The organism is Paenibacillus sp. DMB5, assembly GCF_001517085.1.
Taxonomy (GTDB): Bacteria; Bacillota; Bacilli; order Paenibacillales; family Paenibacillaceae; genus Paenibacillus_AQ.
In genome coordinates this window covers 17,990-30,955 of the sequence record NZ_LRAC01000131.1, presented here as the reverse complement: position 1 = coordinate 30,955, position 12,966 = coordinate 17,990, and the positions used below count along the sequence as shown (strand labels likewise).

The following is a 12,966-nucleotide window of genomic DNA, read 5'->3' as shown; positions in this document are numbered from 1 at the left end:
TTATTTACCGATGAATTCCTGCACCCAGTAGTTGTTATCGTACCCTACACCGATGTAGTTGAAGTTAGCGCTGAGAATGTTGGCACGGTGACCCGCACTGTTCATCCACGCCGTCATCACTTCCTGCGGTGTTTTCTGGCCCATGGCGATGTTCTCACCGGCTGCCCGGTACGTTATACCAAAGGACTTCATCATGTCAAAAGGCGACCCGTACGTAGGCGAAGTGTGGGAGAAATAATTGTTAACACGCATATCCGCCGCTTTGGCAGCAGCTACCTTGTTCAGGCTGTCCAGGGCAGCCACCGGAGACAGTCCGGCTGCAGCGCGTTCTTTATTCACCAGGTCTACTACCTGCTTCACATAAGATGACTGTGTGGACGCAGTTGCAGCCGGTGCAGCTGTCGCTGCCGGTGTTGCTGCTGGCTTGGCAGTAGCCGCTGGCTTAGCGGTAGCCGCCGGCTTGGCCGTTGCTGCCGGTGCAGCAGTTGCCGCAGGCTTAGCGGTTGGAGCAGGTGTAGCGGTAGCTGCCGGTGCTGCAGTCTTCTGCGGCACAACCGGCGGCTTGAACTTCGTTACCGTTACTGTATTCCCGTTAAAGTAAAAGGCCTTGTTGCTATATTGAGCGAAGTATTGAACGAATTGGGCAAAGCTTGGATTGTTCTCTACCGTAATAGTCCCGCTGGCTGCGTCAGCCTGTGACGGAAGTGAAATGCTCAGCGCCATCACCGCTGCTATACTTCCACCGATCATTGCTTTTACCGTTTTGCTCTTCATTATGCCATCTCCTTGTTCTTGTTGTAGTATTTGCAGTGCTGCAAGTGTGTGGGCACCAATTATTACAAAGTTGTCATTTCTTCCTCAGTCATTGTAGCACAAAACTATCAGCTGTGCGCTGCTAAATATTTACACTGCAAGATTTAGAGGAAAGCATGTCCATTATATCTTCAAAAGACCGCCTCCCGGATCACGGGAAGCAGTCTTCGTTGCTTTTATAGCTTGCTATTCTATTTATCGGCCCTGCTGTTTATATTGTTTAATGAAAGGACTGCCAGAAATCGCCTTCGGTCGAAATCAGGCCCATAATCTCTGCATACGGAATCCGGAAAGTAGGAAAGCCGGCAGCGTATGGAGCGATCTCATAGGGTGCAAAATACAGATATAGCGCCTCCTCATCCACGTAAAACGGCTGATCTGCCGTAATACCCTTATACGTATCCGGAAAAACATAAGAATACTGCGGGTCATTCGCAATCTGCTTGCCGACGATTTCACTGAGCTTTTCAACATATCTGCTGCCGGGTTTAAACAAATCACTGAGCGTATAAAATCTGCCGCTGCGCAGATTGACATGCTCATACAGCATAGTAGGCATGCCATGCGCTGCACCGAACGGGTAATTGTAGCCGCTTAGCTCCAGCACAAGCAGGTTTTTACGGAAAAATTCCACGGCAAAATCCCCGGTGTAGCTGAAATCCTGACCTGAGGCATCACTTGAAACCCCTTCAGCCTTGGATAGGCTGCGCAGCCTGCTGTTGACGGCCTTGGATACTTCAATGTCCGCAATGCCCTCAATGACCGGGTAGTAGACAAGATAGTCTCTGTTCGGCTTATATTTTTTCTCCAGTACAGAGTAAGGGGGCCGGAGCGGAATGACGCCGTTCTGCCGCCATACCTGCTTGCCTTTGCGGTCATAATACGCAGTGCGCTGATCAACATCCGCACGGATCAGGCTGCCGCTGAAGGATAAGGTACCGGAACCGGCGATGACGGGCGGCTGCGATGCTCTTTTTCCGCTTTTATCGATAAAGTAAGTATCCTTGGCATCATAAACCGAAGCCAGCCCGTGCTGGTAATTGTTCACCCCGAGCAGCGGATGATTGCTGAGTATTCTTCCGGTAACAGCATCTGCAATGACATAGCGGGACCCGCGGTACGGCTGGTCGGCATAGACCGGGGTTCCCAGCGCGACACGGTTTTCGCCCAGCTGCTGCACCTCGTAATAGGTGGCCGGGATGATCTGCTTGCCCTGCTTGTCGATCAGCCCGTAGGCGTTACCGTAATTCTCCGCTGTGTTGATCACCGCCCTCCCCTCCGAAAAAGGCAGTGCAGCCGTAAATTGCGGCTTGATCGCAACACTGCCGTCCAGGTTCAGATAACCGTACTTGCCGTTATCCGTCTCCTGATAAGCCAGCAGCCCATCGCCCGGATTCCCTACGTAAGCGTGTTTATACACATGCAGCACCTTGCCGTCCTTATCAATCAGCGCATATTCGCCTTCGGCGGTTTTTACCAGCGCGGTTTCATTCATGAAATCACCTGCATCCAGATATACGGCAGGCAGCACCTCCTTACCCTGCGCATCAATGTATCCGTAGCGTGAACCGCCAGCTGTAGTACTTTGTCTGGAAAAAAGCGCCCGCCCCTCATGCAGCGAATTCAGATAATCATAACGCGCCGCGGTGACTTCCCTGCCTTTTTCATCAATCAGCGTATAGCCTTTGGCATCCGACACGACCGCCCGGCCTTCCGCAAACGGAGCGATATAAGAATAGTAGGGTTTGACCTTTTCGCGTCCGCTGCTGTCAATCAGCCCGCTGCTGTTCTTGCGCTGTACAATTGCCAGGCCGTTCTCCTGAAAATCCTCGGCGTACTCGTATCTGGGTTCAATTGCGGTCCGCCCTTCATTGTTGATGTAACCCCACAGCGTACCTTCCTTGGTCTTAAACGGGGCCGGATGCAGCACTTCTGCCCTCAGACCGCCTGCAGCCTCTGTACTCAGTACATCAAGAGGTTCCAGCAGCTCCAGTGGCTTGATGTAGTAATCTACCCGGTAGAGCCCGGCCTCTGCGGGAAGCGTTACGAACAGCTCATCATCCGCACGGATGAAATCCTCCTCCTGCTGGGCCACATATTCATTCCAGCCGATCCCGTCCCATTTCCACACTTCCGTCTGCAGCAGCCCGTTGTCCGTTCCTTTTGCCAGCTCATTCAGCTTAATCCTCAGCATTCCCGTCGCTCCTTTATAAAGGCTTTTGCCTATAGCGTATGAATTGGAGGGGGAAAGGGTGTTTCTGTGCCTGGTTGGTTTAAAAGAGTGCGGGGATATTGTGGGATGTTGAGCTGTGGATGCGGGGCTGCGGGGATACTACGGGACTACGGACTGCGAGGATACTGCGGGACTTCCGCGGTTTTTGGACTTCCGGCCGCTGTTGTCTTCGGATTTCCTTTATTTATACCGCTGTCAGCGGGAGAAATCCGAAGACAGTATTGCCTCCGTAGCGAGCTTTCCTGCGGAAAGCTTTCAGGCGGACGCTCCCGCTCCTCCAGTTCCAAAATCCGCTCCGTCCCTTCAATCCTCTTCGTCGGGAAGATCAAAAGCAGCACAAAAACACCCTTTGGAAGGGTGTTGGCCGGAAGAACAAGGGCAGCTTTGCACTGCCCTTGTAAAAATGAACAACTTGAAGGATAACTAGAACAGGCGACTAGAATAGGACTTGAATATGGAACGTCAATGAGCACGGGAGCATGAATCAGCAACTCGAATAATCAAGATTACTGCAGAAAGGGAATCTGCATCTCACCTCTGCACGCAACTCTGCTAATGGACTCAGATGACCTTATCTGCGGAATAATTGGCATAGTCACAATCTAACGGACACCAGCGACGTTATTTGGCACACTTTTGCCCAAAAAGGGGACTCAAGGGCCTGAATAACGGCATCTGTGTCCGTTAGACCGGGAGAAAAGCTAAATGTCAGCAAATAACGGCATCTGTGTCCGTTAGAGGCTTCTGTCATTTCAAGACAGCGGCTGCGCGAGCTCCCAGATATGGCCTGCCGGATCTGCAAAAGCCAGGGTGCGCACGCCCCAAGGCCTGTCCATCGGACCGTTCAGCAGTTCAACTCCCTGCTGTGCCAGTTCCCGGGCTGCTGCATCTGCATCCTCCACCTGAATGGTAAACTGAAACCGTGAGCCCGATTCCGGACGGGCCGGCTTGGCCGGCTGAATCAATCCTGCTGCCTCGGAAATATTCAGCAGATTAATGCTCATGTTACCGAAATTATATACTGCCGATACTTCGTCTTCGTATACAGCCGACAACCGGAATACATCCTGATAGAACATCCTGGTCTTGTGCAGATCCTCCACAAACAGTGTAATTACATTGACGTTAAGCGCACCCAGATTCATTAATATTACCACCCTTCGATATAATCACAGACGCTTTGTTACTCTGCTATAATTTCAATCTTTGGCTCCAGCAGCACCTCGTCGATCTTATCTGCATCCTTCTCGTTAAACCGGAAGATCTCCAGAATCAGATCTCCGTCTTTGCGGGTTTCCATAGTGAAGAACGGATAGGATATTTTGAGCAGAAACAGCTGGCCAGAAGCAGCGTCCTTATAGAATTTCAGACCATAATTAACTGCACCGTTTGTGCTCCTGGCTTGATCGGAGTCTATCTGTTCCATACCTATAAAATGCTGCGTACTCTCATCAGCCGCTAGGATTTCCCAGTAATTTGGTGTATACCCTACAGTGGTCAACCAGAGTTGAACAGTAAACCTGAATGTATTGCTGTTCTTATCATCCGTTACTTGGATATCGTAAGCGGGTTGTTCGGTCAGCTTGGTAACTGTAGCGTCCGGTGAGCGGAGCAGTTCATATTCGTGCAATGTGTTCAACTCAGCGCTGCTGATCACTTTTGACCAAGGTTCCGGAAGCTCTGATACGTCATAGGTATATTGAACCCTCAGCGTTTTTACCGGTTTGAATGCCAGCCCGTCAGCTTCATATTCAATGACAGCACTTGTAAATTTCGTTTCAAAGTCAGCTACTACGTCCAAAAAATGAATGTCGTTGTTGTATTCATAAGGGATAATATCACCTTCAAAAGTGTCAACCCAGGTATACTCCTCACCGTTCTGTCTATAAATATGCCCGTAATACTGCCTTATTGAACCCTCCATAGTAGTGACATAAAGTTCATCTAAGCCATCCTTATCAATATCTATCAGGTAGGCAGAAACATATGAATCTTCAATGGAGGAGAATCCCTCAGAATCATTCACTAAAGTGATTTCACCCTGCTTTACACGGTCCCGCAGATTAATCTCAAAGCTCTGTTCAGCAAAAAAGAGATGCTCCTCCCTCCGCTCGACGACCGAGTTCAGGTAGTCCTCCCACGCCCCCTGGCGTTGCCCTGGTGTTGAGACTGTAACTGGTTCAGCACCCTGCGTTACAATAGGTTGTTCTGTCGGTTGTACTACAGGTTCTTGCGCTGAATCAGTCCTAACATCTAACGTAGCAAGATCAGTCTTTGTATTTACCGGCAGTACCTCCCGCTCACTGCAAGATGCAGCAACAACACAAGCAATAAAAATAAAAACTAACCTTTGTGCGGCTTTCAAATTCCCCATAAACTCCAGCCTCTCTTCAAACCGGATCATCTCGCCATTCAATTGGAACCGGGATCAGTTAGTAGATAGCCACCCAGAAGGATGCGGCCAACCAATTTGATCTAGCCCGGCAGCACTCGCTGCACCAGAATCGCCACCTCACAGACTGCTTGCGTACAGCCCGTATTGCCCCAATACTATTTCTCGGTTCCAGCCTTTTCCACCTGCTGAAACCTCTAAGAATTTAACTCTGCTGAAATCTCTGCCCCGACTTTCTCCATTACAAACTTCAGCCGGACATCCCCCGCAACGGGTTCCCCGTTGTACGCTTATTACGGTATGCGGAAATAGCGCTGTTTCGGCTCCCCCAAACACACCTAAGCCGTACGGAATATTCCGTAGCTTAATCAAGACGCTTATGTTACTTCCAGATGTCATCCGCAATTTCCTTGATGTAGGCGAGTTTGCTCCACTGCTGCTCTTCGGTCAGGTGGTTGCCTTCTTCGGTGGAAGCGAAGCCGCATTGCGGGCTCAGGCAGATCCGGTTCAGGTCGACATACTGCTTGGCTTCCTCAATCCGCTTCAGAATATCTTCCTTGTTCTCAAGCTCGCCGAACTTGGAGGAGAACAAGCCCAGCACTACCTGCTGGTTCTCTTTCAGGAAGCGCAGCGGCTTGAAGTCTCCGGCACGGTCGGTATCGAACTCCAGGTAGTAACCGGAGTAATTGTCGATGCCGAGAAGTGTCTGCACGATCGGCTCATAGCCTCCGCCTACACCGGCATAAGTCGATACATAGTTGCCGCGGCATACATGGGTCGTTACAATAAGATCTTCCGGCAGGCCGGCTACAACGGCAGCATTCACCTGGGCCAGCTCGTTCGCATAGTCAGCCACATTTACGCCGATTTGTTCCATGATAGCCACGAACTGCTCGTCGCATAGCGCGCCCCAGGTGCAATCGTCGAACTGGATGCTGCGGCAGCCTGCATTGTACAGATCAAGTACTGCACCTTTGTAAGCTTTAACAGTATCAGCCAGCAGCTCTTCGCGGTTCGGGTACAGCGCGTTTGTGCTTTCCTTATTTTCCGCACGGTCCAGCTCGAACAGGAACTGGGCAGCCGCCGGAACGGATTGGCGGGCAACTACGTCATCGCCGGCAATCCCTTTAAGGAAGGTATAGTGGGCAACAAATGGATGACTGCTGTAACTGATTTTGCCGCTCAGGCGGGCGGTTTCCGGTCTCGACTGGGCTCCGTTGAACTGATAGCCCTGGTCAATAATGGTCTGCTCGACTCCGTCAAAGCCCCAAAAGAAATCAAGATGCCACCAGGAGCGGCGGAATTCGCCGTCAGTTACGGCCTGGAGGCCGACTTCCTTTTGCTTCGCTACGAGCTTGACGATTTCGGTGTCTTCAACTTCCTTCAGCCGGGCGGCGGTAATCTCACCGTTTTTGTATTTTAACCGGGCCTCCTTCAAAGCGGCGGGACGCAGGAAGCTGCCTACAATATCATATCGGAATGGAGTTACGGTACGTTTCAAGGCTTCAGTCTGAGTGCTCATCGGTTAATCTCCTCATCAGTTCAATTAGTACAGCTACTATAGCATATCTGCTCAGCAGTACTGTTCTACTAATGATCTATCATCCGTTATAATTAATAACTATAACAGTATTTTTATTTCCCATAAGCCTGGAGGAATCCTTGTGTTTCGGATCATGATTATAGAAGATGACGTCAAAATCAGACAAATCGTCGCAGATACGCTGCGCAAATGGAAATACGAGGTCACGGAAGTTACGCAATATGAGCAGATTTTGGAGGAATTCAGAGATGCCGAGCCTCATCTGGTGCTGCTGGATGTGAATCTGCCGCTGTATGACGGCTTTTACTGGTGCCAGCAGATCCGCTCCGTCTCCAAAGTACCGGTAATCTTTCTGTCCTCGCGCACGCAAAATATGGATGTCATTATGGCCATTAACATGGGGGCGGATGATTATATCCAGAAGCCGTTTGACCTGAGTATGCTGGTTGCCAAAATCAGTGCGATGCTGCGGCGCAATTATACTTACCAGGACGACAATCTGCAGCTTGTCCACCGTCAGCTGATTTTTAACCTGGCGGCCTCCTCTATCCGGTACGGTGACGGGACGGCCGAGCTTTCGAGGAACGAGTTTATTATTTTGCAGACCCTCATGCGCAGCACCGGAAAAATAGTCTCCAGGGATGAGCTGATGCAGGTGCTCTGGAATGATGACCAGTTCGTGGACGACAATACCTTAACTGTGAACGTCAACCGCCTGCGCCGCAAAATCGCCCTGCTCGGCCCAGAAGATTTTATCGCAACCCGCAAAGGAATGGGGTATATTATCGAATGAGATTTTTGCGCTTTTTAAAATATGAACGCCCGTATCTGCTTCTCTGCGGGGCTTGCTTCCTGCTGACCGCCGCAGTTTTCAGCATCGGGCCGCACAACACATGGGACCGGGAGAACTTCCTGTATGCCTTAATGCTTATTCTGCTGATGATGGCCGGCTTTCTCCTGCACCGTTATTTGGGAATGGTTCAGGCAATCCGGCGGATGGACGATGAGGACACCGGGCCGCTGTCCCTCGAAGCGGAGGCATGCCGTGAGGCGCTGCGCCTGCAGCGGATCAGCCATATCCGGTCTCTCAACCAGATTCAGGATAAGCAAAAAGAAACCTATGACTTCATCGTCTCCTGGTTCCATGAGATCAAAACACCGATCGCTGTCCTGCGCCTGATGCAGCAGACCGAGATCAGCCCGGCCAGCCTGGAGGAGGAGTTATCACGCATCGAACACTATGTGGATCAGGCCTTATACCACGCCAGACTGGACAGCTTCAACAAAGATTACGAGATCGTGAACTGCAATCTGAGGCAGCTGGCTAAAGAAGCCGTAAAGCACCATTCCAAAACCTTCATCTCGAAAAAAATCACCGTCCGTCTGGAGGTGGATGATACAACTGTGCAGAGTGATTCGAAATGGCTGCTGTTTATTCTCAACCAGCTTGTCTCGAACAGCCTGAAGTACACTCCGGCTCAGGGGCTCATCTCCATTACAAGCCGGGTTACCCCGCAGGAAAAGCTGCTTGTCATCCGTGACAGTGGCGTCGGGATTGACCGCAGGGATCTGCCGCGGATCTTCGAGCGGGGTTTTACCGGGACCAACGGAAGGACCTTTGTAAAATCTACCGGCATGGGCTTATATCTGGCCCAGGAGCTGTCCAAAAAGCTTGGCCACTACATTACCTGCGAATCCGCCGCCGGAAGCTTCAGCGAATTCACTGTGCACTTCCCGAAGAATCATGATCCTTTTCCGGGCATTGTTCAGCAAAACAACAAAAAAACGCAAGGGCTCTAAGGGCCGCTTGCGTTGTATATTGCATAGGTTAAGGATTCTCGCTTACTATCTTGTAATACAAATTCGTAGACGACAAATACAGCAGCAGATAGATCAGGAAGTACACCCCCATAATACCCCAGGTCATGCCTGTAAGGCCGGAATAGCCGGCAACGGAATCGAGAATGTAATATTTAATGATGAACCAGCTATAGGTTACACCCAGCACAAGCGGGGGCAGGAATACGAATACCAGCTGCTTGCGGATCACACTTTTGATCTGGCGGCTGTCTATACCGATTTTGCGCAGAATGGAGTATTGCAGCCGTTCATCCGTCGCTTCACGCAGTTGCTTGAAATAAATAATGCTGGCCAGGGCAAAAATGGCGATCAGCGCCAGAAAGCCGCTGGAAAACAGCATCAGTGAGGAGCTCTCGATCTGCTTCGAATAAACATCGGCAAACGATGAATAGTAGGCGCCAGGCGTCTGCGTAACCATATCGTGAATTTCCCGTGAGAGCGCCTCTGCATTCCGGGCATTGCTGAGTCCGTAGATTTCATAAGACTTCCGGACTGCTGTCCCTTCAGCAGCCAGCCGGCTGTAAGCCTCATCGGATATCACCAGCACGGCCGGCTTGTACAGCATGGAGCGCACCGGGTCCGAAGCCCAGCCCAAATAGGCGTAATCCTTGATTGCAGCCAGCTTGAAGACGGTCTGCGCAGGTCCCCGGACTGTAAAGTCCGGCATCTCCCCAGGTTCATATACCCTTGGAAAATCAGACCCCTGGGCTAGCCCCACTGCTTCATTCCCCTGCAGCTCCACCTGTTCCCCGTCGCCGCGCTGTGTAATCAGCTCATTGTAAGAATGCTCCGGCACAAGCAGCACATCGGGAGTATAATATTCCGGATTCTCCACGATGGCGTGCATATCCGTTACAGGAGAAACTTCCAGCCCCTCATGTGTAAAGTGGAAAAGGATCTCATGCTCCGAATCTCTAATTATCCCGTCGATTATCGTGTTGGTCTGCTGGTCCAGCGACTGGTAGGCAATATCATTCGGCAGATTCCGGCCTACAGCATCAAACTGCACTTTATAATTAATGGTCATGAAGCACATCAGCATCATAATCGCTGCGCTGAACAGGGAGATAAAAGTCAGATTCAAGGTGTTGCCCCTGATCTGGAAACGCAGCGACGAGGTCCACAGCACCGTATTGCCTTCATGATATTTGCGGCTGCGGCTGAGGCGTTGCAGCAGCCAGCCCGCAAACTGCCGGAAAAACAGATACGTTCCCCCGATAATACCAACCGTTACCCCGATCAGGCTCCATGAGGCATACTCCTGCCAGAAGACCGATCCTTTACCGCTGCTGATCACAGCAAACGAGCCGACCAGCAGCAGCACGGAGAGCAGCGCCAGCACAGCGGAGACCCGCACAGGCCGCTCTGACTTCTGCTTGGCATGGAACAGCTCCATAAGCTGCACCCGGTTCACCATAATGTAGCTCTGCACACTGATAATTACCGCCAGCAGCAGGAACAGTCCGGCGGTCGACAGAATGGACTGGAGCGGAAAGGACAGCGAGATCACCTGCTCATACTGCATCAGCCTCAGCAGCAGCATCCCGAACAGCTTGGACAGTATACCGCCGAGCAGCACCCCGGTTACCAGGGAAATCGCACTCAGAATCAGGGTTTCATAGAATACCATCAGCGTGATCTGGCGTTCGCTTAGCCCGTAGAGCAGGTACATGCCGAACTCTTTTTTACGCTGCCTCATAAAAAACGAATTCGCATACAGGATGAAAAAAATAATAAAGACAAACACAACCACAGAAGCAATCGCCACGCCCATCCGGAAATTGTCACGGTTCTGCAGCGCGTTCATAATATCCCCGTTATACATCAGGGAGGAGAACGTAAACTGAATGATTACCCCGATAATCATGGAAAACAGATAAATGGAGTACAGCCGGAAGTTGCGTTTGACATTGCGGACCGTCAGATCAAAGAGACTCATCGCGCTTTGCCTCCCATAAGGCTCTGCGTTTCCAGAATGCGGTCATAAAACACCTTTTGCGGCTGGTCCCCGGCATACAGCTCATTCACAATCATCCCGTCACGCAAAAAAATGACTCTCCTGCAGTAGCTCGCCGCATAAATATCATGAGTCACCATCAGCAGTGTCGTATTAAACCGTTCATTCAGCCCGGCCAGCTGCTCCAGCAATTGCGTGGCTGATCTTGAATCCAGCGCACCTGTAGGCTCATCGGCAAAAACAATTGCCGGATTAGTAATGATTGCCCTGGCCGATGCCGCCCGCTGCTTCTGCCCGCCGGAGATTTCATTCGGATACTTGTCCAGAATGCCTTCAATATTCAGTGCCTGCACAACCGGCAGCAGCCGTTCCTCCATCTCCCGGGCTGTAAATTTGCGCAGGGATAGCGGCAGCAGAATATTTTCTTTAACGGTTAAGGCGTCAAGCAGGTTATAGTCCTGAAAAATAAAACCCATCCGCTCCTGTCTGAACTCCCGCAGCGCTCTTTTATTCATATCCAGTAGGGACTTCCCTTCAAGCCACACCTCACCGCCGGAGAACTGGTCAATCGTGGACAGCACATTCATCAGCGTTGACTTCCCTGACCCCGACGGGCCCATCACCGCGGTCAGCTCCCCGGCTTCTATGACCAGGTCGATATTCTTGAGCACGGCGGCCGGGCCGTAGCTTTTGGACACGTTTCTTGTTTCAATTACAGCTCCCATTCTTAATCTCCTCCCCTTTCTACTACTCAATATAGCCACAATCTTCAGCGGCAGCCATCGAAGCAGCAGCGGGCAAAGTGACGTTTCTGTCACTTTAGGGGTCATTAGTCCGGAGAAGGGCCACCGGCGGGAATCGTAATCAGGAAGGTGGTTCCCCTGCCCTTTTCACTCTGAACCTCTATATCCCCTTTGAGCTTGTCCACAGTGCTGTATACCATAAGCATTCCCAGGCCGGTTCCTTCCTCCTTGGTGGAGTAATACGGCTTGCCGAGCCGTGATATTTCCTCTTTGGTCATGCCAACCCCGGTGTCCCGGATGCTAATAATAATATTCTGCTTATTCTCTGAGATCTGAATGGTCAGCGCCCCGCCTTCCTTCTCTTTCATAGCTTCTATGCCATTTTTGTAAAGGTTGATCAGGCACTGCTGAATCTGATTTTTGTCATAGCTGGTATTCAGTGTATTGCTGAAATGGAACTGTACATCAACCTTGTGTATGGAGGCAAAGGGCATGATGATATTCTTGGTATACTCTGCTTCTGTCAGCATATTGGAGAACACCATATTACCGGATTGCGGCTTGGCAAAAGAAAGATAATCACTGACAATCTTCTCCGCCCGGTTCAGCTCCTGCAGGGACAGCTCCACATAGCCTTTCTCCTCGGGCGTAATATTCCCGGATTTGTTGAGCAGCTGCAGGAAGCCGCTCGTCACCGTAAGCGGATTCCTGATTTCATGTGATACACTGGCCGCCAGCTCACTGACAACATTCAGGCGCTCCGACTGGAGAATCCGGTCACGGTTTCGGATATTGGTAATGATCTGCTCGATCAGAATCATAATAATGCTCATTACTCCAACATGTGTCGTCAAGGCATAGAATGTCAGGGTCCAGAACTGCCTGTCCAGCGTTCCTTTCATCACCCCGAGGATAATCAGATAGATGCCCATCGTCAGCGCCGCTATAAAGGTTGCCGACACAATCCGCCGGTTGGCACTCTGCCGGATAAACCATTTGCTTAAAAACGGCACGATGAGCAGCACCGCTGTGGAAAACAGGAAGGACGGAATAATACCCGCCCCGCCGATATACAACCGGTATACATTTAGAATCAAATATAGCGGAAGCACGTTCCTGTACCCGCCGAACAACGCCACAAGAATAAACGGCACATAGCGCAAATCATAAATAAAGCCCATCTCCAGCTTAATCGGCTTGGCAATGCACAGGATCATCGTGACTGCAGACATAAACACCAGGATTTTGTTATTGTAACGGTTGGCTCTATTTTCAAAAAATATTACAACAATCAACACCGGAAACAGAATAAACAGAAAATTCAACAGTAAGGTTTCAAACAAAGATTTAACGTCCTCTCAGATGTGCTCAAGCGTTCTTTATTTCTCTATTATAAGAAAAGAACGGACATTTCCTAGAGTAATT

General features: G+C 50.6%; 10 protein-coding genes. 2 read left to right on the top strand and 8 right to left on the bottom strand.

What is annotated here, in order from left to right; genetic code table 11:
- The 5 genes from AWJ19_RS19370 to AWJ19_RS19350 form a co-directional block, all read right to left on the bottom strand.
- Positions 1-774 carry a CAP domain-containing protein gene (locus AWJ19_RS19370; RefSeq protein WP_068726248.1) on the bottom strand — a complete coding sequence of 258 codons (774 nt, stop codon included), beginning with the start codon at positions 772-774 and terminating at the stop codon, positions 1-3.
- 259 nt (positions 775-1,033) lie between these two features.
- A complete protein-coding gene (locus AWJ19_RS19365) occupies positions 1,034-3,007 on the bottom strand; it encodes a WG repeat-containing protein (RefSeq protein ID WP_068726246.1) in 1,974 nt (657 codons plus the stop codon).
- A 791-nt stretch (positions 3,008-3,798) separates the two neighbouring features.
- Positions 3,799-4,191, bottom strand: coding sequence for a VOC family protein (locus AWJ19_RS19360; RefSeq protein WP_068726244.1), 393 nt, complete (start codon positions 4,189-4,191; stop codon positions 3,799-3,801).
- A 38-nt stretch (positions 4,192-4,229) separates the two neighbouring features.
- Positions 4,230-5,420, bottom strand: coding sequence for a hypothetical protein (locus AWJ19_RS19355; protein ID WP_068726242.1), 1,191 nt, complete (start codon positions 5,418-5,420; stop codon positions 4,230-4,232).
- Positions 5,421-5,820: 400 nt separating this feature from the next.
- Positions 5,821-6,960 (bottom strand): 5-methyltetrahydropteroyltriglutamate--homocysteine S-methyltransferase, encoded by a 1,140-nt coding sequence (locus tag AWJ19_RS19350; protein WP_068726241.1) that lies wholly within the window; start codon positions 6,958-6,960, stop codon positions 5,821-5,823.
- A gap of 142 nt (positions 6,961-7,102) precedes the next feature.
- Here AWJ19_RS19350 and AWJ19_RS19345 point away from each other — a divergent pair, with 142 nt between their 5' ends.
- Together AWJ19_RS19345 and AWJ19_RS19340 are read left to right on the top strand one after the other, a co-directional pair.
- Complete coding sequence (locus tag AWJ19_RS19345; protein ID WP_068726239.1) at positions 7,103-7,774, top strand: response regulator transcription factor; 672 nt, start codon at positions 7,103-7,105, stop codon at positions 7,772-7,774.
- On the top strand, positions 7,771-8,781 hold the full coding sequence (locus AWJ19_RS19340; RefSeq protein ID WP_068726236.1) for a sensor histidine kinase: 1,011 nt from the start codon (positions 7,771-7,773) through the stop codon (positions 8,779-8,781). Before AWJ19_RS19345 ends, AWJ19_RS19340 begins: the two co-directional genes overlap by 4 nt.
- A 28-nt stretch (positions 8,782-8,809) precedes the next feature.
- Here the strand turns inward: AWJ19_RS19340 and AWJ19_RS19335 are convergent, their stop codons facing one another.
- The 3 genes from AWJ19_RS19335 to AWJ19_RS19325 form a co-directional block, all read right to left on the bottom strand.
- Entirely contained in the window at positions 8,810-10,780 is a 1,971-nt protein-coding gene (locus AWJ19_RS19335) for an ABC transporter permease (protein WP_068726234.1), read from the bottom strand.
- Complete coding sequence (locus AWJ19_RS19330; protein ID WP_068726233.1) at positions 10,777-11,523, bottom strand: ABC transporter ATP-binding protein; 747 nt, start codon at positions 11,521-11,523, stop codon at positions 10,777-10,779. Before AWJ19_RS19330 ends, AWJ19_RS19335 begins: the two co-directional genes overlap by 4 nt.
- A gap of 104 nt (positions 11,524-11,627) precedes the next feature.
- The gene (locus AWJ19_RS19325; RefSeq protein WP_068726231.1) at positions 11,628-12,884 is read right to left on the bottom strand and encodes an ATP-binding protein; all 1,257 of its coding nucleotides are present in this window, start codon (positions 12,882-12,884) and stop codon (positions 11,628-11,630) included.
- Positions 12,885-12,966: the final 82 nt, after the last annotated feature.